We start from the raw sequence: 22,393 nt of genomic DNA, 5'->3' as shown, positions 1-22,393 counted from the left end.
GGGGAAGGCCACGCCGACGTGGGCCTAGGCTGCGTTGGTGCTCTCCCTCCTCGCCCTCGCGTCCTCGGCGGTGTGGGGCACGTCGGACTTCTTCGGCGGGCTCGTCGCGAAGCGGCTGCCGGCGATCGCCGTGGTCGGTGTGACGCAGGGGCTGGCGTTCGTCCTGCTGTCGACGATCGTGCTCGTCCGCCTCGGGCTGGGTCACCCGCCGGAGTGGGGGGCGTGGTTGGGCTGGGCGATGCTCGCCGGCACCGCGGGCGCGAGTGGGCTCGTCGCGTTCTACACCGCGCTCGCCAGCGGGACCATGGGTGTCGTCGCGCCCATCGCCTCGATGGGCGTCGTCGTCCCCGTCGTGCTCGGTGTCGCGTCGGGGGAGACCCCCACGCCGTGGGTGTGGCTCGGCATCCTCGTCGCGGTCGTCGGCATCGTCCTGGCCTCGGGACCCGAGCTGTCCGGGGCCGTGTCCCCGAGGCCGGTGCTGCTCGCCGGTGTCGCGGCGGTCTGCTTCGGCACCGCGCTGTTCTCCCTGGACCGTGCCGCGCGTGAGTCCCTGCTCATGGCGCTCTGGGGGATGCGCGCCACCTCGGTGACGATGTTCGTCATCGCCGCGCTCCTGCTGCGGTCCGTCGGTGGCACGTCTCGACGCGACCTCCCGCAGCTCGCCCTCATCGGCTTCGCGGACCTGCTCGCGAACGCCCTCTTCGCCACCGCGTCGTCGCGTGGACAGGTGAGCATCGCGGCGGTGCTCGGCTCGCTCTACCCGGTCGCGACGATCCTGCTCGCCCGGCTCGTGCTGGGGGAGCGGTTGCGCCGGATCCAACAGGTCGGTGTGCTCTGCGCGCTCGCGGGCGCCGCCGTGATCTCCCTCTGACCCCTTCTGTCCCCCCACTGATTGCCCTAGGGCGAGGGCCCATGTGGGGTGTCGCCTCGTCGTGGGGCCATCAGTCGGGGTGATGTGTGGGGTGACGCCTCGCCGTGGGGCAATCAGACGGGGCGATGTGTGGGGTGACGCCTCGTCGTGGGGCAATCAGTCGGGATTCGGGGGGCCGGCGCGCGGATGAGAGACTGCGGCCGTGATCGCCGACAGCCCGCTCGTCCTTGCCGCCACCCGCCAGCCCGTCCCGCACACCCCCGTGTGGTTCATGCGCCAGGCCGGTCGCTCGCTGCCCGAGTACCGCGAGCTGCGCGAGGGCACGGACATGCTCGACGCCTGCCGCACGCCCGACCTCGTCACCGAGATCACGCTCCAGCCGGTGCGGCGCCACAAGGTCGACGCCGCGATCTTCTTCAGCGACATCGTCGTGCCGGTCGCAGCGGTGGGCGTCGACCTCAGCATCGTCCCCGGCACCGGCCCGGTCGTCGCCGAGCCCTTCCGGACCCGCGCCGACCTCGACCGGCTGCCCGACCTCACGCCGGACATGATCCCGGACATCACCGAGTCGGTCCGGCGTCTCGTCGGCGAGCTCGGCAGCACCCCGCTCATCGGCTTCGCGGGCGCGCCCTTCACCCTCGCGTCCTACCTCGTCGAGGGCGGCCCCTCCAAGACGCACGAGCGGACCAAGGCGCTCATGCACGGCGACCCGCAGTTGTGGAACGACCTGTGCGAGCGGCTCGCCCAGATCTCCGGCGCCTTCCTGCGCGTCCAGGTCGAGGCCGGGGCCAGCGCCGTCCAGCTCTTCGACTCCTGGGTGGGCGCGCTCCCGCGAGCCGACTACACGGCATACGTGCAGAAGCACTCGACCGCAGCGCTCGCGGCGGTGGCCGACCTCGGTGTGCCGCGCATCCACTTCGGTGTCGGCACCGGCGAGCTGCTCGACCTCATGGGCGAGGCCGGCGCGGACGTCGTGGGCGTGGACTACCGCGTCTCGCTCACCGATGCCGTCGCCCGCCTCGGTGACGCGTATGCCGTGCAGGGCAACCTCGACCCGGCTCTCCTCGGTGCCCCGTGGGAGGTCCTCGAGGCCCGGGTGCGCGCCATCGTCGACGAGGGTCGCAACGCGCCCGGGCACATCTTCAACCTCGGCCACGGCGTGCCGCCGCACGCCGACCCCGACGTCCTCACGAGGATCGTCGAGGTCGTGCACGAGCACTCAGCCCGCTGACGCGGGAGGCATCGGGCCGGCGGGGCCGGCCGGTGCGACGGGTGCGACGAGCGGGGCCGGGTGCGTCCGGCGACGGCGCACCCACCAGATGACGGGCACGAGCACGAGAGCGATCGCGACCCCGAAGGGCAGGACGGCGCCGACGACCGTGGCGAGGACGGCGGCCGAGGTGACGAAGGCCTTCCAGCCCGACCGCAGTCCGGACAGGAACCCGCCTGCCGCGACCGGCTCGTAGTCGTCGGTCGACAGCGTGATCGAGATCGGCGACATCGACACCGAGTCCTTGAGGCTGTCGAGCTGCGCGGTGAGCGAGTCGAGCTCGGCCTGGCGCTGCGAGAGCTCGTTCTCGAGGGCGACGAGGTCGTTGACGCTGGACGCCTTGGCGAGCAGGTCGCGGATGCGCGCCACGCTCGCCGTCATCGAGGTCACGCGCGCCTGGGTGTCGACGTAGGTCCCCGTAACGTCCTCGCTCGAGCTGTTGCGGAACTGGACGTCGCCGACCTTCTCGATGAGCGAGATCGTCGCCTCGAGCGAGCTCGCCGGGACGCTGATCGTGATGGCGCCGGAGGTGTCGCCGTGCTCACCGGAGTACAGCTCCTCGGTGACGACGACGCCGCTCTGCTGGGCGGCGATCGAGCGGATCCGCTCGGCCGCACCCGGGAGCGAGCCGACCTTGAGCTGGAGGTGGGCGCGACGGACGAGCTTCTGCCCGGCGCTCGCCCGGGCGGACTCGGGGGAGACGGCGCCGACCGCTCGGTCCCCGTCGGCCGGCTTGGCGGCGGAGTCCTGCGCGGCACTGCTGCCGCTGTCGCCGCCGCTGGTGTCGTTGCCGCCGCCGCCACACGCGGACAGGGCGCCGAGGGCGAGGAGCCCGGCGAGGGCCACGCCGACGACGCGGCGAGCGGGGTGCTGTCCTCGAGTGCTCATGGTGGCTCTCTCTTCCTCCGGGCTGCCCCGGCACGGCGGTGTGCCTGTCGAGAGTGAGACTCCTCCCGGGCGGTCACCGGTTCCGCTCATCCGGGTCACGATGTGGTGACGGCCGGTGAGAGAGTGGCGAGGTGACCCCAGAGAGCAGCACCGGCCCCACGGTCCGCACCGTCGTCGTCATCGGGGGAGGTGTCGCCGGGCTCACCGCCGCGCGCGACCTGCTCGTCCGCCGACCGGGCACCCGCGTCGTCGTCCTCGACGCGTCCGACCGGGTCGGCGGCAAGCTGCGCCGCGAGTCGGTCGGCGGCCACCTCGTCGACGTCGGCGCCGAGGCCATGCTCGCCGTGCGCCACGAGGCGGTCGACCTGCTGGCCGAGCTCGCCGACCCCTCCGACGTCGTGAGCCCGACGACCACGTCGGCCCGCGTGTGGTCGCGGGGGGCGCTGCATGCGTTGCCACGCACCCGGATCGGCGTGCCCTACGCGGACTCCGACGTCTTGGGCCTGCTCACCGACGAGGAGGCCGCGCGGATGCGGGCGGAGTCTCCGGCGCCCGAGGTCGGCAGCGACATCTCGGTGGGCGACTACGTCGCCTCTCGCCTCGGTGACGCGGTCGTCGACCGTCTCGTCGAGCCGCTCCTCGGCGGTGTGTATGCCGGCCGGTCCCGTGAGCTGTCCCTGCGCGCGACGATGCCCGCGGTCTGGGCCACGGCCACGGCGGGAGGCTCCCTGCTGGCGTCCCCGCCTGTGGACCCGCAGGCCGGTGCGACGCGCCCGCCGTTCGTCGGGCTGCGCGGGGGAGTCGGGCGGCTGCCCGAGCTCCTCGCCGCGGACGTCGAGCGCCGGGGTGGGGTCATCGAGTCCGGGGTCGTCGCACGCGGCATCGAGCGCACCCCCGACGGCTGGTCGGTCCTCACCGGCCCGACGACCCAGCCACGTCTCGTCGAGGCGGACGCCGTGGTGGTAGCGGTCCCGCCGCCCGCGGCCGCCCGGCTGCTCGGTCCGGTGGCGCCCGGTGCGGCCTCCGTGGTGGGTGGCATCGAGATGGCGTCCGTCGCGGTCATCACGCTGGCCGTCCCCGCGGCCCAGGTGGCGTCGTGGCCGGGCTCGGGCTTCCTCGTCCCCCCGGTCGACGGCCGGGGCATCAAGGCCAGCACCTTCAGCTCGGCCAAGTGGGGCTGGCTCGCTGCGGAAGGTGCGGACACGGCATACGTGAGGGCGTCCGTCGGGCGAGCGGGCGAGAACGCGACACTCCAGCGCGACGACACCGACCTCGTCGCCCTCGCCGCCCTCGAGATCGCCGAGGCCGTCGGCGCACCTCCGCTCACCGTCGTCGACAGCCACGTCCAGCGGTGGGGTGGCGGGCTGCCGCAGTACACCGTCGGGCACGTCGACCGGGTCGCGCGCGTGCGTGCCGCCCTCGCCGAGGTGCCGGGGATCGAGGTGGCGGGCGCGGCCTACGACGGCGTCGGTATCCCGGCCGTCATCGCGTCGGCCCGGCTCGCCGCGGACGCGACCGCCACCCACCTCGAACGCCCCGCGGGTCGAGCGGGAGAATGACCCCATGAGCACCCCGACCGGTCGTCCCGCCCCGAGCAAGCCCAGCCCCGCGCGGATGCGCGAGATCAACGAGTCGATCCGCTACACGATGTGGTCGGTCTTCGAGGTCACCGAGCGGCTCGGCGACGGCGACCGTGCGGCGATGACCGCCGAGGTCGAGGAGCTCGTCGCCGAGCTCGAGTCGCGCGACGTCGTCGTGCGCGGGTTCTACGACGTCGCCGGGCTGCGCGGCGACGCCGACCTCATGGTGTGGTGGCACGCGGAGCGCATCGAGGACCTCCAGGACGCCTACCACCGGCTGCTGCGCACCGAGTTCGGCGGACACCTGTCGTCGGTGTGGTCCAACGCGGCGCTGCACCGCCCGGCGGAGTTCAACAAGAGCCACGTGCCGGCGTTCCTCGCCGGTGAGGAGCCGCGCGACTACGTCTGCGTCTACCCGTTCGTGCGGTCCTACGAGTGGTACCTCCTCGAGGACGCCGAGCGTCGAGACATGCTGCGCGAGCACGGCCAGATGGCGCGCGACTACCCCGACGTCCGGGCCAACACCATCTCGTCGTTCGCGCTCGGCGACTACGAGTGGATCCTCGCGTTCGAGGCCGACGAGCTGCACCGCATCGTCGACCTCATGCGCGACCTGCGGCCCTCCCGGGCGCGGTTGCACGTGCGCGAGGAGGTCCCGTTCTTCACGGGTCCGCGCGTCGAGGTTGCGGACCTCATCACCCGCCAGCGCTGAGTCCCGGCCCGCCGGGGGCGGGGCGGCGCGACCGGCACGACCGGCGCAGAACGTGACGAGGGCCGCACCCATGGGTGCGCCCCTCGTCATGCTGTGCGCCGCTCACCGCGACGGCTGGTGGGTCAGGCCTGGTCGGTCTCGCCCTCCGCGGGGCGCAGCGTGAGCGCGATGCTGTTCATGCAGAACCGCTGGTCGGTCGGGGTGTCGTAGCCCTCGCCCTCGAAGACGTGGCCGAGGTGGCTGCCGCAGGTGGCGCAGCGGACCTCGGTGCGCGGACGGCCGGGGAGCGACGCGTCCTCGAGGAACTGGACCGAGTCGCCGGCGAGCGGTGAGTAGAAGGACGGCCAGCCGCAGTGGCTGTCGAACTTGGTCTCCGAGGTGAACAGCTTGGCGCCACAGGCGCGGCACGAGTAGACGCCCTCGGTCTTGGCGTCGGTGTACTCGCCCGTGTAGGGGCGTTCGGTTCCGGCCTGGCGCAGGACGGCGTACTCCTCCGGGCTGAGCTCGGAGCGCCACTCCTCGTCGGACTTGGTGACGGCATACGTGTGGTTGGTGGACTCCATGTCATGAGCAAACCACGAGAGCGCCGGGATCGTTCCCGGGGGCTCGTCGTCCGGGCGCGCGAGGCCACGATGTCGTGGCGGCTCACTAGGGTGTGGCCATGACGGGCGCGACGACGATCGAGATCGACGGACCCGAGGGCACCCGGGAGGTCCGGCTCTCCAGCCCGGACCGGCTCATGTGGCCCGGTGAGGGGATCACCAAGGGCGACCTCGCGGCATACGTCGTGGCTGTGGGGGACCCGCTGGTCCGCGCGATCGGCGACCGGCCGGTGACGCTGCAACGGTTCCCGGAGGGGATCGACGGCGAGGAGTTCTACCAGAAGAACCCACCGAAGGGGATGCCCGACTGGATCCGTACGGTCTCGTGCCGCTACCCCTCGGGGAGGCGGCACGCGCAGCTCGTCGTCGACGAGGTCGCGGCGGCGGTGTGGGCCGTGCAGATGAACACCGTCACCTTCCACCCGTGGCCCGTGCGGACGGCCGACAACGACAACCCCGACGAGCTGCGGATCGACCTCGACCCCCAGCCCGGGCGCGGCTTCCCGGACGCCGTCGAGGCCGCTCTCGCGCTGCGCGAGGTGCTGGCGGAGCTCGGGCTCACCGGCTGGGCCAAGACCTCGGGCAACCGCGGCGTGCACGTCTTCGCGCGGGTGAGGCCGACGCACGAGTTCCTCGACGTCCGGCACGGTGTCATCGGCATCGCCCGTGAGCTCGAGCGGCGCCTGCCCGACCTCGTCACGACGTCGTGGTGGAAGGAGGAGCGCGGCGAGCGGGTGTTCGTCGACTTCAACCAGGCCTGCCGCGACCGCACCATCGCGTCGGCCTACAGCCCCCGGCCGTTGCCGGGCGCGCCGGTGTCGATGCCGGTCACCTGGGACGAGCTCGCGTCGGTCTCGCCGTCGGACTTCACCGTGCTCACGGTCCCCGGGATCCTCGCCGACCGTGGCGACGCGTGGGCCGACATGGGGGAGAGCGTCGGTGACATCGCCCCGGCGCTCGCGCTGTGGGACGCCGACGTCGAGCGCGGCCTCGGCGAGCTGAACTTCCCGCCGGACTACCCGAAGATGCCCGGCGAGCCGCCGCGGGTGCAGCCGAGCAAGCGCCGCACCGACCGCGCCGACGAGGACTACATGAAGCCCAAGGCCGAGCGCGACGCGGAGGTGCGCGAGCAGTGGGGGATGCCGGTCGTGCCGCCGATCCCGCCCATGCTCGCCAAGCCGTCGAAGAAGCTCGTCGAGGGCGAGGTGAGCTACGAGCCCAAGTGGGACGGCTTCCGGTCGATCATCTACCGCTCCGGCGACCAGGTCGAGATCGGCAGCCGCAACGAGAAGCCGATGACCCGCTACTTCCCCGACGTCGTCGAGGCGGTGCTCGCCAACTTCCCCGACAAGTGCGTCGTCGACGGCGAGATCATCCTCGTGCGGCCCGGTGAGGACCGGCTCGACTTCGACCTGCTCCAGCAGCGCATCCACCCGGCGGCCTCGCGCGTCAAGAAGCTCGCGGCCGAGACGCCGGCGAGCTTCGTGGCCTTCGACCTGTTGGCGCTGGGGGAGCGTGACCTCATGGGCGAGCCGTTCGAGGTGCGACGTGCCGAGCTCGAGAAGGCGTTCGCCGAGGTCGAGGCGCCGATCCACCTGACCCGGGCCACGCGGGATCCCGTCGAGGCGCGGGAGTGGTTCGAGCAGTTCGAGGGCGCCGGGCTCGACGGCGTCATGGTCAAGCCGCTCGACGGCACCTACGAGCCCGACAAGCGCACCATGCACAAGTTCAAGCACGAGCGCACCGCCGACTGCGTCGTCGCCGGCTACCGCACCCACAAGAGCGGCGACGACCTCATCGGCTCGCTGCTCCTCGGGCTCTACGACGACGAGGGCACGCTCGCGAGCGTCGGTGTCATCGGCGCGTTCCCGATGGCGCGGCGCAAGGAGCTCTTCGAGGAGCTCCAGCCGCTCGTCACCGACTTCGACGAGCACCCGTGGGCGTGGGCCAAGCAGGAGGAGGGCAACCGGACCCCGCAGAACGCCGCCGGCTCCCGCTGGGCGGCGGGCAAGGACCTGTCGTTCACCCCGCTGCGTCCCGAGCGGGTCGTCGAGGTGCGCTACGACCACATGGAGGGCGTGCGTTTCCGGCACACCGCGCAGTTCGTGCGGTGGCGCGAGGACCGTGAGCCCGAGTCGTGCACCTACTCCCAGCTCGAGGAGCCCGTGTCCTACGACCTCGCCGACGTCCTCGATGGCTGAGGGGCGCGGGCTGCGCCGGGCCGCCGTCACGGCGGCCGCCGTGGGGGCTACGACGACGCTGGCGAGCGCGGCCGGCTCGCTGGCCGCCGCGGCATACTTCGCTCGTCGAGTCCTCACCCCCGAAAGGGAACGCCCCGACGACACCGAGATCCTCGAGGTCCGGGGCGATCGGATCCTCCTCACGGCGACGGCCGAGACGGTCGTGCCCGGGCGCTACGGGCTCTGGCTCGACGGCGGTCTCGGGCACGTCCGCATCGGTGACCTCACCTCGACCGACGTCGCCGCCGACACCGTCGAGCGCGAGGTCCTCGGGGTCGACGTCGGCGAGCTGCGCACCGGCGGCGCGCGGTTCAACGGCTACCACTACGTCGGGACTCCCGAGCAGGCGCTGGGGCTGCGGACCGAGGCCGTCGACTTCGCCGGCGAGCTGGGGCGGATGCCGGCCTGGGTCGTCCCGGCACCGAGCGGGCGCGGGTCGCGGTGGGCGGTCTGCGTCCACGGCCGCGGCGCCCAGCGGCAGGAGACCCTGCGAGCACTTCCCGCCCTGCACGACGCCGGCTGGACGTCGCTCGTGCCGACCTACCGCAACGACGAGGACGTGCCCGCCGGTCCCGACGGGCGTTACAACCTCGGTCTATCCGAGTGGCGCGACCTCGAGGCGGCAGTCGAGTATGCCGTCCGGTCCGGCGCGCAGGAGGTCCTCCTCGTCGGGTGGTCCATGGGGGGAGCGATCGTGCTCCAGTTCCTCGACCGCTCGCCACTCGCCGACGTGGTCTCGCGGGTCGTGCTCGACGGGCCGGTCATCGACTGGGGCGACGTGCTCGACCACCACGCCCGGCTGCACCGTCTGCCCAAGGGGGTCGGGACGCTGTCGCGCTCGATGATGGGCCGCGGCTGGGGCAAGCGGTTCGTCGGGGTGCACGAGTCGGTGGACGTCGCCCGTACCGACTGGGTGAGCCGGGCCGACGAGCTGCACCACCCGATCCTGCTCATCCACTCGGCCGACGACGAGTTCGTGCCCGTCGGCCCGTCGCGCGCGTTGGCCCGGCACCGGCCCGACCTCGTGACGTTCGAGGAGTGGCGGGTGGCGCGGCACTGCAAGGAGTGGAACACCGACCCCGAGCGGTGGGAACGCGTCGTCGGCGATTTCGTCCGCGGGGAATAGTTCCGCGGCGGCCCCGGTTGCCGCCACTGTGTGCACCCCGACGATGACTCCTGCCCTGTGGCGGCGTCTGCATGTGGACCTGAGGCTCGACGCCAGCGACCGTTGTCGCCGCTGACCGCCTCCGCCCCCACATCCCCTTCCTGCTCAGGAGTCCGTCATGTCCCGCACCACCCCTGACTCGGCCGCACCCGAGGCCGAACCCTCGTCACCGCGTCGTCGGATCGGCCTGCCCTTCTGGGCCCAGGTCTTCGTCGGCCTCGCACTCGGCGTCGTCCTCGGCTTCGTGGCCCGCCAGTTCGACCAAGCCTGGCTCGCCGAGACGCTCAAGACCGTCGGCGGCATCTTCGTCCAGCTGCTCAAGGTCATCGTCGTCCCGCTCGTGCTCGCCGCGATCATCGTCTCGATCGCCAACCTCCGCCAGGTGACCAACGCGGCCCGGCTCGCGGGGGAGACCCTCGTGTGGTTCGCGGTCACCGCCGCCGCCTCCGTCGTCGTCGGCATTACGCTCGGCCTCGTCACCAACCCCGGGGCCAACGCCACGCTCGACACCTCGGCCGGCGCCGCGCCCGACCACACGGGCAGCTGGCTCGACTTCCTCACCTCGATCGTGCCGGGCAACTTCCTCGGCCTCGAGGTCTCGACCTCCGCCGACGACGGCGGCGCGCTGAGCTCCAGCCCGTCGTTCAACATCCTCCAGCTCGTCGTCCTCGGGCTCGCCATCGGCGCCGCGGCCCTCGCCGTGGGTGCCAAGGCCGAGCCGTTCGTCGACCTGACCCGCAGCGCCCTCGAGATCTTCAGCAAGCTCGTCTGGTGGGTCATCAAGCTCTCGCCGCTCGGCACCGCCGCCCTCATCGGCTCGGCCGTCGCCAACTACGGCTGGGACCTCATCGGGCCGCTGGCGATCTTCACCGCCGACGTCTACATCGGCTGCGCCATCGTGCTGCTCGTCATCTACCCGATCGTGGCTCGTGCCAACGGACTCAACCCGGTGAAGTTCTTCGCCGGGGCGTGGCCCGCGATCCAGTTCGCGTTCGTCTCGCGGTCGTCCATCGGCACCCTCCCGCTCACGCAGCGCGTCGTGACGCACAACCTCGGCGTCTCGCGTGACTACGCCTCGTTCGCCGTGCCGATCGGTGCGACGACCAAGATGGACGGCTGCGCCGCGATCTACCCGGCTCTCGCCGCGATCACCGTCGCGCAGCTCTTCGGCGTCGACCTCGGCATCACCGACTACCTCCTCATCGCTTTCGTGTCGATCGTCGGCTCCGCGGCCACGGCCGGTCTCACCGGCGCGGTCGTCATGCTGACCCTCACCCTGTCGACCCTGGGCCTCCCGCTCGAGGGCGTCGGGCTGCTCCTCGCGATCGACCCGATCATCGACATGATCCGCACCGCCACCAACGTGGCCGGCCAGGCGCTCATCCCGACGATCGTGGCCAAGCGCAACGGGTTGCTCGACCAGTCGGTCTACGACGCCAACACCTTCGGCGGCGCCGACACCCGGCTCCAGCTCGACGAGGACGAGACCGACAGCGTCGAGTCGCGCGACGAGACCCGTGTGGCGGTCCCCGCGTGAGCCCCGCAGGACCGCGGCTCTCGCTGCTCGACCTCGCCACGGTGGGCCGCGACCAGCCCATCGGCGCGGCCCTCGAGACGAGCGTGACGCTCGCGCAGAAGGCCGACTCGCTGGGCACGTTCGAGCGGCTCTGGTTCGCCGAGCACCACAACATGCCCTCGATCGCCTCCGCGGCGACCGCGGTCCTGCTCGCGCACGTCGCTGCCCGGACCGAACGCATCCGCGTCGGTTCGGGCGGCGTCATGCTGCCGAACCACTCACCGCTCGTCATCGCCGAGCAGTTCGGCACGCTCGCCGAGCTGCACCCGGACCGGATCGACCTCGGTCTCGGACGTGCACCCGGCACCGACCAGGTGACGATGCGTGCGCTGCGGGCCGACCCGCGGGCCTCGGAGCGGTTCCCCGACGACGTGCTCGAGCTCCAGGGCTACCTCTCCGACGAGAGCCTCGTGCCGACGATCAACGCCATCCCGGGGCGGGGCACCAAGGTGCCGCTGTACATCCTGGGCAGCTCGCTCTTCGGCGCCCAGCTTGCCGCCCGGTTCGGCCTGCCCTACGCGTTCGCGAGCCACTTCGCCCCTGATGCGCTCCAGCAGGCCGTCGAGGTCTACCGGCGTGAGTTCCGGCCGTCCGCGCAGCTCGCCGAGCCGTACGCCATCGCCGCGCTCAACGTCGTCGTCGCCGACGAGCAGGACCACGCAGAGGCGCTGGCCGCCTCCGTGCTCCGCTCACGCGTGCGTTCGCTCGCCTCCCGCGTCCCGGCGTATGCCGGCCGCCTCGACGAGGCTGCCCTCGACGCCCTCATGGACTCGCCGGTGGCCGCCCAGGCCCGGCACATGATGACGTACTCGGCCGTCGGCGACATCACGACGGTGCGCGACTACCTCGAGCGCTTCGCCGAGCACGCGCAGGCCGACGAGCTCATGGTGACGAACGCCGCGCCCGGGCTCGACAACCGTCTCCGCGCCCTCGAGCTCCTCGCCTCCTGACCTGGCCGCGGCATTTCGTGACCTATTGGTCACGAAGTGTCGGGTTCGAGCTGCCGACGTTCGTGACCTTGTGGCCTCGTGGCCGAAAGCCGTCGCAGGCCCCCGCCCCGCCCCCGCCCCTGTGGCGAACTCACCAATTCCTCCCCGTAGCCACACACGACGCCGTGGCTACGGGGAGGAATTGGTGAGTTGATCACCGGGGGAGGCGCCAGAGGGTGAGGAGCGAGCCGTCCTCCTCGAGGAGGTGGACGAGCTCGGTCGCGAGGCCGGAGGCACCGTCGAGCGGGGTGCCCGCGACGACCCGGGTGGCGTCGCCACCGACCAGTCGCGGGGCCAGCGTGAGCGCCAGCTCGTCGACCAGCCCTGCGGCGAGGAGGTCGTGGAAGAGCGAGGGTCCGCCCTCGGCGAGGACGCACGGCATACCGGCATCGTGGAGGCGCGCCACGACGGCGCGCAGGTCGACCTCGTCCTCGCCCTCGACCCAGACGTCGTCGCTCGGCTCGAGCCCGGAGGACGCGCACGTCACGAGGACGACGTCACCCTCTCCGGAGGTGAGCGTCTCGGGCAGGTGGCCGCGACCACTCACGACGAAGATCGGGGTGGCGCCGGGCCGATAGCCCTCTGCGCGAGCGGTCCCCGCCCCCACGAGGACGCAGTCGGCGAGCTCGCGCTGCAGGTGGAAGACGCGACCGTCGGCCTCGGTGTTGATCGACCCGCTGCGGCCGTCGCCGCCGGCGGCCGAGCCGTCGAGGGTGCTGACGAAGTTGGCGCGGACACCGCCTCCCTCTGGCCAGGCGTAGAGCCGGGTGAGGTCGTCGTCGCCGACCTCACCGAGCGCGGTGGTGGGGCTTGCAGGGGACCGGGAGTCGAGGAGCAGACGCACGACGTCGAGTCTGTCACCCCACGGCGCGCCCGACGGCTGACAGGATGCCGGGATGGCGAAGAAGAGCAGCGGCGCGACGTCCGGCAAGGGCAAGGACAAGGGCAGCGGCGAGGAGCCAGCGACCTTCACGCAGGCGCTGCGTGCTGGTGAGGGCTTTGACCTCGCCGCCCTCAGCCCGCGCGCGACGCCGGGCTTCGACGGGGACAAGGCCGACGGGGAGAAGGCGATGGAGGGTCTGGGCGACCGGCTCTCCGAGCTCCAGGAGCGGCTCTATGCCGAGTCGCGCGGTGGCGGCAGCCGGTCGGTGCTGCTCGTCATCCAGGGCATGGACACCTCGGGCAAGGGCGGCATCATGCGCCACGTCGTCGGGTCCTTCGACCCGCAGGGCGTGGCGATCACGGCGTTCAAGGCGCCGAGTGACGAGGAGAAGAAGCACCCGTTCCTCTGGCGCATCCGCAACGCGCTGCCTGGCCCGGGCGACATCGGTGTCTTCGACCGGTCGCACTACGAGGACGTCCTCATCGTCCGGGTCCACGACCTGGTGCCGCAGAGCCAGTGGTCGCGCCGCTACACGCAGATCAACGACTTCGAGGCGAAGGTCGTCGAGTCCGGGACGACGGTCGTCAAGGTCATGCTCCACATCTCCAGCGACGAGCAGAAGGCGCGTCTGGCGGAGCGTCTGGACCGACCGGACAAGCACTGGAAGTACAACCCCGGCGACCTCGACGAGCGGGCGCGCTGGGCCGACTACCAGGAGGCCTACCAAGTCGCCATCGAGAAGTGCTCGACCGACGTCGCGCCGTGGTTCGTCGTCCCCGCCGACCGCAAGTGGTACGCCCGGCTCGCCGTGACCAACCTCGTCCTCGAGCACCTCGAGGCGCTCGACCCGCAGTGGCCCGAGGCGGACTTCGACGTCGAGGCCGAGCAGAGGCGTCTGTCCCTGATGCCCTGAGCCCCGGCGCTTCTACGCCCAGGTGCGGTCGAGGATCTGCGTGACCTCGGCCGCACCGACGTCGTCGAGCGAGCCGAACGTCGCGCCGTGCCCGTCCGCGTCGAGCCGCCCCGCGATGAACGCCTCGGACACGACGGTGGGGGAGTGCTGGGTGAGCAGCGAGGCCTGCAGGGTCACCGCGAGGTGCTCGACGATCCTGCGCGCCTGCCACGGGCCCCGGTCGGTGGCCGCGGTCGCGACGAGCTCCGGCACGGCGTCGATCGCCCGGTCCAGCATGCGGTCGTGGCCGCGCGCGGCGGACAGCTCCTTGTCGAGGGCGGCGACCGTCGCCGGCTCACGCGTCATGGCGCGCAGGACGTCGAGGGCGCCGACGTTGCCCGAACCCTCCCAGATCGAGTTGAGCGGCGCCTCGCGGTAGAGACGGGCCAGGCCGTTCTCCTCGACGTAGCCCGCGCCCCCGAGGCACTCGAGCGCCTCGGCCACGACCGGTGGCGTGCGCTTGCACACCCAGAACTTGCCCAGCGCCACTCCCAGCCGGGCGAGGTCGCCCTCGCCGGCGTCGACGGCGTGCGCCATCCTCAGCCCGAGGAGCTCGGCGGCCTCGACCTCGAGGGCGAGGTCGGCGAGGACGTTGCGCATGAGGGGCTGCTCCACGAGCCGCGCACCGAACGCCGACCGGTGCCGGGCGTGGTGCAGGGCGCGGGTCACCGACTCCCGCATCGTGGCCGAGGAGCCGAGGATGCAGTCCAGACGCGTGGAGGAGACCATGTCGAGGATGGTGCGGATGCCGCGGCCGTCCTCGCCGACCCGCACCGCCCACGCCTCCTCGAGCTCGACCTCGGAGGAGGCGTTCGAGCGGTTGCCCAGCTTGTCCTTGAGACGCTGGAGGCGCAGCGCGTTGCGGCTGCCGTCGTCGAGCACCCGCGGCACGAGGAAGCACGTCACCCCGGCGGGCGTGGTCGCCAGGACGAGGAAGACGTCGCTCATCGGCGCCGAGAAGAACCACTTGTGCCCGGTGAGCCGGTAGGTCTCGCCACCCTCGACGGCCCCGTCCGCCACTGCCTCGGCCCGAGTGACGTTGGCGCGGACGTCGGACCCTCCCTGCTTCTCCGTCATCCCCATCCCGGCGATGGCGCTGTGCCGCTGACCGAACGGCCGCAGCACCGGGTCGTACTCCCGCGAGGCGAGCAGAGGGACCCAGCGGTCCGCGAGGGTCGGGTTCGAGCGCAGGGCGGGCGCCGCGGCATACGTCATCGAGACCGGGCAGAGGTGCCCGGCCTCGGCACGCGACCACGTGACGAAGCCGGCGGCACGTCGCAGGTGTGCACCGCTGTCGGCCGGCTGGGTCCAGGCCTCGGCGGTGAGCCCGTGGCCGACGGCGACACGCATGAGGTCGTGGTAGCTGCGGGCGTAGTCGACCTCGTCGACGCGCTGACCGGTGCGGTTGTGGGTCCGCAGCCGCGGGGTGTCGCGGTGCGCGTCGTCGGCCCACGACTGGGTCACGGTGCTCCCGGCGAGGCGCCCGAGGGCGGTGAGCCCGGCGACGTCCTCGGGGCGCCCCCACCGCTGCAGCGCCTCGACGGCCACGGCGTCGGTGCCGAAGGAGTCGTGCCCGGAGAAGTCGGGAACCTGGTTGACGACGTCGTGGGTCTGCACGGCCCGAACGCTAGCCCGTGCCACGAGGCGCCCGGGGCAGATGTGACCGGCTCGTGTCCGCCTCCGCACCGTGTCACGGGCAGGTCGGCGCAGCGTGGGCGGCTAGCGTGAACGGGTGGTGACCGACGCGAAGCGACGCCTCCGGCGCTGGCTGGCGCGGTTCCCTGCCGTCGAGGCGCTGGCCAGGCTCACGGTGGAGACGATCCGGATCTGCCTGCGCTACCGCGTCACGGGGCTCGCCTCCGAGGCCGGCTTCTTCGCGCTGCTGTCCCTGCCGCCGCTCGTCCTCGGGCTCTTCGGAGGGGTCGGCTACGTCGGCCGGTGGCTGGGCACGGGCACCGTCGAGACCGTGCGCAACGGGATCACGGAGTTCGCCGGCCGCTTCCTCACCACCGACGTCATCTCCTCGACGCTGGCACCGACGGTGGACGACGTCTTCACGGCCGGGCGCTTCGACCTCATCTCGGTCGGCTTCGTGCTGTCGCTGTGGTCGGGCTCCCGGGCGCTCAACGTCCTCGTCGACACCGTCTCGATCATGTACGGCCAGTCGGGCGTGCGCGGCATCGTCCCCACCCGGGTGCTGAGCTTCTCGCTCTACGTCGTCGCGCTCGTCGTCGGCATCGTCACGATCCCGCTCGTCCTCATCGGACCCACGCTGCTCGGACAGTTCCTGCCGGAGCGGCTGGACTTCCTCACGCTCCTCTACTGGCCCGTGGTCTCCCTGCTCGTCATCGCGGCCTTCACGAGCCTGTACCACGTGTCCACGCCCGTGCGGAGCCCGTGGACCCATGACGTCCCCGGAGCCGTGCTCACGCTCCTCATCTGGGTCGTGGCGTCCTTCGCCGTTCGGGGCTCGATCGCGGCCTCGCTCGGCGGCACGTCGATCTACGGGCCGCTCAGCGCGCCGATCGTGCTCCTCATCTGGCTCTACATGCTCGCCATCGCCGTCCTCATCGGCGCAGCCCTCAACGCCGGCATCCGCAACCTCTGGCCGTCCGAGGACCAGCGCAGCCTGCGGGCCCGCGTCGCGAGCTGGCTGCGGCCCCAGCACGGCGGTGCGGCGGCGCCCGCGTCGTCCACTGCTGCGGCCGGTCCCGGGGGAGTGGACGACGACGTGGAGCCCGCCGACGGCGACGTGGACGACGACCTCGACCTGGACGGCATACGGCAGGCAGCACGTCGCCCGCTCACCCCGATCAGCGAGGACGAGACGCTCGTCATCCCTCGTATCCGGGTCGGTTCCGGACGCTGACGGAGCCGGTTTGGAGTTCACGCGCAGGATCGGTTAAGTTTCTCTCCGCACGCACGAAGGAAACTTCGAGCAGCGCGCGGATGTAGCTCAGTTGGTAGAGCGCAACCTTGCCAAGGTTGAGGTCGCCGGTTCGAACCCGGTCATCCGCTCGGAGGGTTAGCCACCCCTCAATGGTGGAGTGGCCGAGAGGCGAGGCAGCGGCCTGCAAAGCCGTTTACACGGGTTCAAATCCCGTCTCCACCTCGAGTAGTACCCCTCACGGGCGATTGGCGCAGTGGTAGCGCGCTTCCCTGACACGGAAGAGGTCACTGGTTCAAACCCAGTATCGCCCACCAGCACGACGAAGGCCCCGGACCGCGAGAGCGATCCGGGGCCTTCGTCGTGCGTATGCCGTGTCGCGTCAGATCTTGTACGTCACCCAGGCCGTCGTCGCCGTGCGCCGGTAGATGGCGTTGGAGTCGGGCTTGTAGGTGTAGCGCGGGATCTCCACGCTGAAGGTGTAGGTCGGGCGGCCCACGGTGACCTTCTGCTCGAAGGCTGTCTCCACGTAGGGAGTGCTGCCGGCGAACGGGGTGTACCAACCGGCCGAGAGCCCGCGCAGGGCGCCCCGGGTGATGGTCTGACCCGAGCACGCCACGATCGGGGTCGAGGCGGAGAAGCCCACGACACCGATACCGGCGCTGATGCCGACATCGACCTGGCGACTGCAGTCGACGTTGGACGTGTAGGTCCTCGTGCCGCCGTAGTCGTTGTCGACGGCCCACTTCGAGGAGGTGATGTACTGACCCATCTCGGCGTCGTGGGTGCGGGTGCCTGCGGTGCGGTTCCACCGGGTCTCGACCGTCGCGGCGTACCAGTCGTAGGTCTTGTTGACGTCGCTGAACTTGTAGACGGCGTAGCAGACGACGACGGTGCCCCGGGGTCGCGTGTCGTAGTTGGCGATGTGGGTGTACTGCGGCTCGCCCCCCGTCCAGCTCAGGGGCGAGCTGCACTTCCGGTCGACGATCGAGGCGCTGGCCGAGACCAGGGTTGCGCTGGCCGCAGGTGCGGTGGTGACCAAAAGGCCGACGGCGACCGCTCCGGTCGCGAGACTTCTCAGCTTCATGTGTGCCCTCCGTGCTCGTGGGAAATCGTGCAGGCCCCGGCGACGGGCACTGCATGCACACCCGAAACGAGCGACTGGACGACATCCCCCGTGCCGTGGTCCTGCCTGCCCCCGACCTCCGAGGCGCCTCAACCTAGAGCCGTGGGGTTCTCGTCCGCAGCCGAATGCGCGATCCGGGCTTCCCCCTGCGTATGCCGTGGAGCGGCTCGGTTCTCGTGGGCACCCGGGCGGCGCACCGGTGTCAGGGCTGCTCGTCCTCCCAGGCGAGGGCGCTGATCCGCCAGCCGTCGGTGGTGCGGACGAGCTGAACCGTCTTGTGCCCGCGCCCGGTGAAGGCCAGGCCCTCCTGTTCACCGGCCTTGGCATAGGTGCACCAGTGGTGGGCGATGCTCCCCGAGACCTCGGTGTGCCCCGACTCCTCCCACTCGTGGAAGTGGCTCAACCTGCCGTCGGTCAGCAGGGCCAGCCGCGGGGTGATGAACCGGTCGACGTCGAGCACCGTGGGGGTGTCTCCCGCGATGACGATCGTGGCACCGGGCAGGAAGAGGTCGTGCAGGTCCGTGAGGCGCTCGGCGACGTCGGGACCCGACGTGAACGCGGAGAAGAACGTGCGGAGCACGTGCGCGATCTCGGCGTGGTGGTCGTGCTGCTCCGGGTCGCCTGCTCGCATGTGCCGCACCCTACGGCTCGAGGCCTCGTCGCCGATCTCGCCGATCTCGCCGAACTCGCCGACCTCGCCGAAGGACCAACGTCCCCTCCCGTGCCGGATGCCCGGGTGGATGCTGGAGGGGAGAGGAGATGGTCGAGATGTCGGAGTCGACGCGAGACCTGACGGGTGGAACGACCGATGACGAGCGTGAGCTGAGGGAGCGGGCCGTCAAGCGGCTGCAGGACAAACGGGCGCTCACGGCGCACGTGCTGGCCTACGTCATGGTCAACGTGCTCCTCGTGGGCATCTGGTACTCCACGGGGGCCGGCTTCTTCTGGCCGGTCTTCCCCCTGCTCGGCTGGGGGATCGGGCTGGTCTTCCACGCCTGGGACGTCCTGTCGCCGGAGCCCGGGCCCGGCCGGATCGCGGCCGAGATGGACCGGCTGCGTCGGCGCGACCGCATGGCCTGACGTGAGGAGCTGCTCGGGCCGCACGTAGCCTGAGCCCCATGACCGACCGTGACAGCGTGAGCGTCGAACGCCTCATCCCCGCCCCCGCCGGCGAGATCTTCGACCTGCTGGTCGACCCGGCCCGGCACCTCGACATCGACGGCTCGGGCACGGTGCAGCGGGCACGCTCGGGCGGGCGGCGGCTGCGGCTGGGCGACTCGTTCGGGATGGACATGAAGCTGGGCGCGAGGTACTCGACGCGCAACGAGGTGGTCGAGCTCGTCGACGACCGTCGCATCGCCTGGCGCACCCTCGCGCCGTTCCCTCTCTCGCTGCTGTTCACCGGGCGGACGTGGCGCTACGAGCTCGAGCCCGTCGAGGCCGGCACTCTCGTCCGGGAGACGTGGGACATCAGCACCGAGGCGTGGCCAGGTCGGCCGGCGGTCCGGCGGATGGCGACGACGACCCGGCGCAACATGGAGAGGACGCTCGAGCGGATCGAGGACCTCGTCACCGACTGAGGCTTCGTCCGGACCCGGGCGGCCGTGCGGGCACCGCCCTACGATCGGTGCATGGCAGCGCCCCCGCGAGACGCCGGATCCCTCAGCACCACGGCATACGAGGCCGAGCTGCTCCGCCTCCAGGCCGAGCTGGTCAAGGTGCAGGAGTGGGTCAAGGCCGAGGGCCTCCGCATCGTCGTGATCTTCGAGGGACGTGACGCCGCGGGCAAGGGCGGCACCATCCAGCGGATCGCCGAGTACCTCAGCCCACGCAACGTCCGGATCGCCGCGCTGCCGAGGCCGACCGAGCGGGAGCAGAGCCAGTGGTACTTCCAGCGCTACATCGAGCACCTGCCCGCCGCCGGTGAGATCACGCTGTTCGACCGGTCCTGGTACAACCGCGCCGGGGTGGAGCGCGTCATGGGCTACTGCACGCCGGACGACTACCGCCGGTTCCTGCACCAGTGCCCGATCTTCGAACGGTTGCTGGTCGAGGACGGGATCCTCCTGCGCAAGTACTGGTTCTCGGTGAGCGACGCCGAGCAGCAGCGGCGCTTCAGGTCCAGGCTGAGCGACCCGATGCGCCAGTGGAAGCTCTCACCGATGGACCTCGAGTCGATCACCCGCTGGGAGGACTACTCCCGCGCCAAGGACGAGATGATGGTGCACACCGACATCCCCGAGGCACCTTGGTACGTCGTCGAGTCCGACTCCAAGAAGCGCGCCCGGCTCAACATGATCGCGCACCTGCTCTCGACGATCCCGTACGTCGAGGTGCCGCCGCCGACGCTGGTGCTGCCCGACCGCCCGGCGCCGCGGGGCTACGAGCGCCCGCCCCGTGAGCAGACGACCTACGTGCCCGACCACAGCTCCACCCTGGGGTGAGGCGCCGTGGTCGCGCCGGCTCAGATGAAGAGCAGCTGGGCGCCCTCGGTCTTCTCGATGAAGTCGCTGGCACTGATGATGGCCTCGACCTCGTTGTAGAGGTCATCCTCGGTGAGGTGGTTCATGTCCGCGGACATCCGGCAGCCCCAGAGGTGGCCGCCCGAGGCGACGATCTGCTCGAGGAACTCGGGGACCTCGGGCACGTCGAGGTCGGCGATCGACTTCTTGAGCTTCGAGGTGGCCATGTGGGTGACGCCGGGGATCCCGCCGAGCCCCTGCGGCATGTGGGTCGCGGTGTTGCCGAGCGGGGTGAACTTGAGGTCACCCATCGTCTTCTTGTTGATGATGTCGAAGCCCCAGAACGTGAAGAACATGTGGGTCTCCACGCCTTCGCCCAGCGCGGCGTTGGCCAGGATCAGCCCCGGGTAGGCCATGTCGAGACTGCCCTTGGAGCAGATGATCGCCAGCTTGCGACCGGTGCTCGACGGGGTGTCGAAGCTCGGGACGATGGCGGGTGCGGTGTCGGTGGCGGTCATGGTGTGCCTTTCGGTCGGGTGGGTGGTGTCGGCGCACTCAGACGCAGCCGTGCGGCTTGGGCAGGCCGGCGACGTAGGCGAGCTTCTTGGCGGGCTTGCTCGGGAAGAGCCGGAACAGGTCCTTGGTCGGTATGCCGCCCGCGACCGTGACGCGTCGCAGCGTCGGGGTCTCGCCGCGGGTCGCGTAGTCCTCGCGCAGGAAGCGGATCGCCTTCCAGTGCTCGTCACCGAGCTCGAGGCCGATCTGGGCGGCCAGGGCGGTGCCCAACGACTCGTCCCACTCGGCGGGCTCGGTGAGGAAGCCCTCCTCGTTGACGTGCACCGGTCGGTTGTCGATGGTCGTGACGGGCATCGTGCTCACTCCTTGGATGCAGCTGTGGTGGGGGTGTCGACCGGCGCGACCTTGCCGGCCATGGACATGAGGGCCGGTAGCGGCAGGGGCCGGCCGGGGAGGAGGACGTTCCAGTAGACCCAGCGGAAGGCGAGCTTCCCGAGGTGGTTGGCCCGGGTCTCCTTGAGCAGGCCGAGCGGCCCGACCACGGGCAGCGGGTACCTGCCGGGAAGGGGCTGCGTGTCGTAGTTGAAGTCGATGAGCAGGCCCTTGCCGTGGCCTGACTCCACGAAGCAGTTGGCGTGCCCGTCGAACGACCCGGTCATCGGCTTGCCGTCGATGAGCTGGAGGAAGTTCTTGACGAAGACCTCGACGGAGAAGTGGGCGACGGATCCGGCCTTCGAGGCAGGAATGTTCGAGGCGTCGCCGAGGGCGAACACGTTGGCGTGGGCGGTGGACCGGAGCGTGCCCTTGTCGACCGAGACGTAGTTGAGCTCGTCGCCCAGACCTGACCGCGCGACGAAGTCCGCGCCCATGTTGAGCGGGATCGTCACGAGCAGGTCGAACGGGATCTCGCGTTCGTCGAAGGAGACGATGGACTTCCGGTCGTTGTCGACGCGCTCGATCATGAAGTCGGGCTCGACGAGGATCTTGCGCTCCTCGAGCATGGCGCCGAGGTGCTGGGCCGCGATGGGCTGGGTGAACGCCTCAGAGAGTGGGGTCACGTAGACGAGCTCGACGCGGTCACGCACGCCGCGCTTGCGGAGCCAGGAGTCCGCGAGGAAGGCGAACTCGAGGGGAGCCACCGGGCACTTGATCGGCATCTCGGTGATGTGGACGACGAGGCGTCCGTGGTCGAAGGCCGGCAGTGCGTGGGCGAGTGCGCGGGCTCCCTCGAAGGTGTAGAAGTCGAACACGCTGCGGCGCCACTGCTCGCCGAGCATCCCCGGCGTCTGGTCGGGCCGGGGAGTCGTCCCCGTAGCGATGACGAGGTAGTCGTAGGGGAGGGCGCGCCCGTCCTCGAGGTGCACCGTGTCGGCCTCGGCCTCGACCCGGTCGATCTCCGCGAGCACCATCTCGACCCCGTCGGGGATGAGCGTGTGGCGCTTCCGCCCCACCATGTCGGCGGAGTAGGTGCCGAACGGCAGGAACAGGTAGCCGGGCTGGTAGCGCTGCTCGTCGTCACGGTCGACGACGGTGATCTCCCACTCCGACACCGGGAGCCGGCGTCTCAGCTTGTTGACGACCATCGTCCCGGCCGTTCCTCCGCCGAGCACCAGTAGCTTCTTCACCTTGACCTGCTCCCTTCGTCTGCACTGTCGACGCTACGAGCCCGGGGGA

The 22,393-nt window shown here is 71.2% G+C and carries 22 protein-coding genes and 3 tRNA genes; 16 read left to right on the top strand and 9 right to left on the bottom strand.

The window, feature by feature from the left end; translation table 11 throughout:
- Positions 1 to 37 precede the first annotated feature (37 nt).
- Both KLO01_RS13645 and hemE read left to right on the top strand, forming a co-directional pair.
- Positions 38 to 871, top strand: coding sequence for a DMT family transporter (locus KLO01_RS13645; RefSeq protein ID WP_147066002.1), 834 nt, complete (start codon positions 38 to 40; stop codon positions 869 to 871).
- Between the two features lie 202 nt (positions 872 to 1,073).
- Entirely contained in the window at positions 1,074 to 2,102 is a 1,029-nt protein-coding gene (gene hemE, locus KLO01_RS13640; RefSeq protein ID WP_147066000.1) for a uroporphyrinogen decarboxylase, read from the top strand.
- Here hemE and KLO01_RS13635 read toward each other — a convergent pair.
- Positions 2,091 to 3,029 (bottom strand): DUF4349 domain-containing protein, encoded by a 939-nt coding sequence (locus KLO01_RS13635; RefSeq protein ID WP_186828051.1) that lies wholly within the window; start codon positions 3,027 to 3,029, stop codon positions 2,091 to 2,093. The two genes, hemE and KLO01_RS13635, sit on opposite strands and share 12 nt — an antisense overlap.
- Positions 3,030 to 3,160: 131 nt before the next feature.
- On the opposite strand from KLO01_RS13635, the gene hemG reads away from it, so the two are divergent.
- Both hemG and hemQ read left to right on the top strand, forming a co-directional pair.
- The gene (gene hemG, locus KLO01_RS13630) at positions 3,161 to 4,588 is read left to right on the top strand and encodes a protoporphyrinogen oxidase (RefSeq protein WP_147065996.1); all 1,428 of its coding nucleotides are present in this window, start codon (positions 3,161 to 3,163) and stop codon (positions 4,586 to 4,588) included.
- 4 nt (positions 4,589 to 4,592) lie between these two features.
- Positions 4,593 to 5,321 (top strand): hydrogen peroxide-dependent heme synthase, encoded by a 729-nt coding sequence (hemQ, locus tag KLO01_RS13625; RefSeq protein WP_147065994.1) that lies wholly within the window; start codon positions 4,593 to 4,595, stop codon positions 5,319 to 5,321.
- 122 nt (positions 5,322 to 5,443) lie between these two features.
- Here hemQ and msrB read toward each other — a convergent pair whose 3' ends face one another.
- Positions 5,444 to 5,884, bottom strand: coding sequence for a peptide-methionine (R)-S-oxide reductase MsrB (gene msrB / locus KLO01_RS13620; RefSeq protein ID WP_147065992.1), 441 nt, complete (start codon positions 5,882 to 5,884; stop codon positions 5,444 to 5,446).
- 98 nt (positions 5,885 to 5,982) lie between these two features.
- Here msrB and KLO01_RS13615 point away from each other — a divergent pair, with 98 nt between their 5' ends.
- The 4 genes from KLO01_RS13615 to KLO01_RS13600 all read left to right on the top strand — a co-directional run bounded on the left by KLO01_RS13615 (position 5,983) and on the right by KLO01_RS13600 (position 11,854).
- Entirely contained in the window at positions 5,983 to 8,124 is a 2,142-nt protein-coding gene (locus KLO01_RS13615; protein WP_147065989.1) for an ATP-dependent DNA ligase, read from the top strand.
- A complete protein-coding gene (locus KLO01_RS13610) occupies positions 8,117 to 9,289 on the top strand; it encodes an alpha/beta hydrolase family protein (RefSeq protein ID WP_147065987.1) in 1,173 nt (390 codons plus the stop codon). The genes KLO01_RS13615 and KLO01_RS13610 overlap by 8 nt, the downstream gene beginning before the upstream one ends.
- A 157-nt stretch (positions 9,290 to 9,446) precedes the next feature.
- Positions 9,447 to 10,865, top strand: a complete 1,419-nt coding sequence (locus tag KLO01_RS13605; RefSeq protein WP_147065985.1) for a dicarboxylate/amino acid:cation symporter — start codon at positions 9,447 to 9,449, stop codon at positions 10,863 to 10,865.
- Positions 10,862 to 11,854 carry an LLM class flavin-dependent oxidoreductase gene (locus KLO01_RS13600; RefSeq protein ID WP_147065983.1) on the top strand — a complete coding sequence of 331 codons (993 nt, stop codon included), beginning with the start codon at positions 10,862 to 10,864 and terminating at the stop codon, positions 11,852 to 11,854. The genes KLO01_RS13605 and KLO01_RS13600 overlap by 4 nt, the downstream gene beginning before the upstream one ends.
- Positions 11,855 to 12,047: 193 nt before the next feature.
- On the opposite strand, the gene KLO01_RS13595 is transcribed toward KLO01_RS13600, so the two are convergent.
- Positions 12,048 to 12,737 carry a dihydrofolate reductase family protein gene (locus KLO01_RS13595; protein ID WP_147065979.1) on the bottom strand — a complete coding sequence of 230 codons (690 nt, stop codon included), beginning with the start codon at positions 12,735 to 12,737 and terminating at the stop codon, positions 12,048 to 12,050.
- 52 nt (positions 12,738 to 12,789) lie between these two features.
- Between KLO01_RS13595 and KLO01_RS13590 the strand changes: the two genes are divergently transcribed.
- Complete coding sequence (locus tag KLO01_RS13590) at positions 12,790 to 13,689, top strand: polyphosphate kinase 2 family protein (RefSeq protein WP_147065977.1); 900 nt, start codon at positions 12,790 to 12,792, stop codon at positions 13,687 to 13,689.
- Between the two features lie 12 nt (positions 13,690 to 13,701).
- Here KLO01_RS13590 and KLO01_RS13585 read toward each other — a convergent pair whose 3' ends face one another.
- Positions 13,702 to 15,345, bottom strand: a complete 1,644-nt coding sequence (locus KLO01_RS13585; protein WP_147065975.1) for an acyl-CoA dehydrogenase family protein — start codon at positions 15,343 to 15,345, stop codon at positions 13,702 to 13,704.
- 115 nt (positions 15,346 to 15,460) lie between these two features.
- Here KLO01_RS13585 and KLO01_RS13580 point away from each other — a divergent pair, with 115 nt between their 5' ends.
- The 4 genes from KLO01_RS13580 (at position 15,461) to KLO01_RS13565 (ending at position 16,932) form a co-directional block, all read left to right on the top strand.
- The gene (locus KLO01_RS13580; protein WP_246136213.1) at positions 15,461 to 16,597 is read left to right on the top strand and encodes a YihY/virulence factor BrkB family protein; all 1,137 of its coding nucleotides are present in this window, start codon (positions 15,461 to 15,463) and stop codon (positions 16,595 to 16,597) included.
- Positions 16,598 to 16,673: 76 nt separating this feature from the next.
- Positions 16,674 to 16,746: transfer RNA gene (locus KLO01_RS13575), tRNA-Gly, on the top strand.
- 23 nt (positions 16,747 to 16,769) lie between these two features.
- Positions 16,770 to 16,840: transfer RNA gene (locus KLO01_RS13570), tRNA-Cys, on the top strand.
- A 17-nt stretch (positions 16,841 to 16,857) separates the two neighbouring features.
- Positions 16,858 to 16,932, top strand: a tRNA-Val gene (locus KLO01_RS13565).
- Between the two features lie 65 nt (positions 16,933 to 16,997).
- Here the strand turns inward: KLO01_RS13565 and KLO01_RS13560 are convergent.
- Entirely contained in the window at positions 16,998 to 17,702 is a 705-nt protein-coding gene (locus tag KLO01_RS13560; RefSeq protein ID WP_147065973.1) for a hypothetical protein, read from the bottom strand.
- 241 nt (positions 17,703 to 17,943) lie between these two features.
- Positions 17,944 to 18,372, bottom strand: coding sequence for a DUF4440 domain-containing protein (locus KLO01_RS13555; RefSeq protein ID WP_147065970.1), 429 nt, complete (start codon positions 18,370 to 18,372; stop codon positions 17,944 to 17,946).
- Between the two features lie 128 nt (positions 18,373 to 18,500).
- Between KLO01_RS13555 and KLO01_RS13550 the strand changes: the two genes are divergently transcribed.
- The 3 genes from KLO01_RS13550 to ppk2 are packed head-to-tail and all read left to right on the top strand — an operon-like array spanning position 18,501 to position 20,185.
- Entirely contained in the window at positions 18,501 to 18,821 is a 321-nt protein-coding gene (locus tag KLO01_RS13550; RefSeq protein WP_222611979.1) for a 2TM domain-containing protein, read from the top strand.
- A gap of 38 nt (positions 18,822 to 18,859) precedes the next feature.
- Entirely contained in the window at positions 18,860 to 19,321 is a 462-nt protein-coding gene (locus KLO01_RS13545; RefSeq protein WP_147065968.1) for an SRPBCC family protein, read from the top strand.
- Between the two features lie 51 nt (positions 19,322 to 19,372).
- Entirely contained in the window at positions 19,373 to 20,185 is an 813-nt protein-coding gene (gene ppk2, locus KLO01_RS13540) for a polyphosphate kinase 2 (protein WP_147065966.1), read from the top strand.
- Positions 20,186 to 20,205: 20 nt separating this feature from the next.
- Here ppk2 and KLO01_RS13535 read toward each other — a convergent pair whose 3' ends face one another.
- Genes KLO01_RS13535 through sqr form a run of 3 tightly spaced genes read right to left on the bottom strand, consistent with a single transcriptional unit; the run spans position 20,206 to position 22,344 of the window.
- Positions 20,206 to 20,721 carry a DsrE/DsrF/DrsH-like family protein gene (locus KLO01_RS13535; RefSeq protein ID WP_147065964.1) on the bottom strand — a complete coding sequence of 172 codons (516 nt, stop codon included), beginning with the start codon at positions 20,719 to 20,721 and terminating at the stop codon, positions 20,206 to 20,208.
- 37 nt (positions 20,722 to 20,758) lie between these two features.
- Positions 20,759 to 21,073, bottom strand: coding sequence for a TusE/DsrC/DsvC family sulfur relay protein (locus tag KLO01_RS13530; protein WP_147065962.1), 315 nt, complete (start codon positions 21,071 to 21,073; stop codon positions 20,759 to 20,761).
- A 5-nt stretch (positions 21,074 to 21,078) separates the two neighbouring features.
- Positions 21,079 to 22,344 carry a type III sulfide quinone reductase, selenoprotein subtype gene (sqr, locus tag KLO01_RS13525; RefSeq protein WP_147065960.1) on the bottom strand — a complete coding sequence of 422 codons (1,266 nt, stop codon included), beginning with the start codon at positions 22,342 to 22,344 and terminating at the stop codon, positions 21,079 to 21,081.
- Positions 22,345 to 22,393: the final 49 nt, after the last annotated feature.

Source organism: Knoellia locipacati (assembly GCF_007992835.1).
In the GTDB taxonomy this organism is placed as follows: Bacteria; Actinomycetota; Actinomycetes; order Actinomycetales; family Dermatophilaceae; genus Knoellia; species Knoellia locipacati.
This window is presented reverse-complemented; position numbering and strand designations above follow the sequence as displayed.

Excerpts from the sequence above, each read along its gene's own strand:
- KLO01_RS13545 (WP_147065968.1), top strand. The coding sequence starts at position 18,860 with ATGACCGACCGTGACAGCGTGAGCGTCGAACGCCTCATCCCCGCCCCC.
- KLO01_RS13530 (WP_147065962.1), bottom strand. The coding sequence starts at position 21,073 with ATGCCCGTCACGACCATCGACAACCGACCGGTGCACGTCAACGAGGAG.
- KLO01_RS13635 (WP_186828051.1), bottom strand. The coding sequence starts at position 3,029 with ATGAGCACTCGAGGACAGCACCCCGCTCGCCGCGTCGTCGGCGTGGCC.
- KLO01_RS13535 (WP_147065964.1), bottom strand. The coding sequence starts at position 20,721 with ATGACCGCCACCGACACCGCACCCGCCATCGTCCCGAGCTTCGACACC.
- KLO01_RS13605 (WP_147065985.1), top strand. The coding sequence starts at position 9,447 with ATGTCCCGCACCACCCCTGACTCGGCCGCACCCGAGGCCGAACCCTCG.
- msrB (WP_147065992.1), bottom strand. The coding sequence starts at position 5,884 with ATGGAGTCCACCAACCACACGTATGCCGTCACCAAGTCCGACGAGGAG.
- hemQ (WP_147065994.1), top strand. The coding sequence starts at position 4,593 with ATGAGCACCCCGACCGGTCGTCCCGCCCCGAGCAAGCCCAGCCCCGCG.
- KLO01_RS13555 (WP_147065970.1), bottom strand. The coding sequence starts at position 18,372 with ATGCGAGCAGGCGACCCGGAGCAGCACGACCACCACGCCGAGATCGCG.
- KLO01_RS13615 (WP_147065989.1), top strand. The coding sequence starts at position 5,983 with ATGACGGGCGCGACGACGATCGAGATCGACGGACCCGAGGGCACCCGG.
- ppk2 (WP_147065966.1), top strand. The coding sequence starts at position 19,373 with ATGGCAGCGCCCCCGCGAGACGCCGGATCCCTCAGCACCACGGCATAC.
- KLO01_RS13590 (WP_147065977.1), top strand. The coding sequence starts at position 12,790 with ATGGCGAAGAAGAGCAGCGGCGCGACGTCCGGCAAGGGCAAGGACAAG.
- KLO01_RS13560 (WP_147065973.1), bottom strand. The coding sequence starts at position 17,702 with ATGAAGCTGAGAAGTCTCGCGACCGGAGCGGTCGCCGTCGGCCTTTTG.
- KLO01_RS13610 (WP_147065987.1), top strand. The coding sequence starts at position 8,117 with ATGGCTGAGGGGCGCGGGCTGCGCCGGGCCGCCGTCACGGCGGCCGCC.
- KLO01_RS13550 (WP_222611979.1), top strand. The coding sequence starts at position 18,501 with ATGGTCGAGATGTCGGAGTCGACGCGAGACCTGACGGGTGGAACGACC.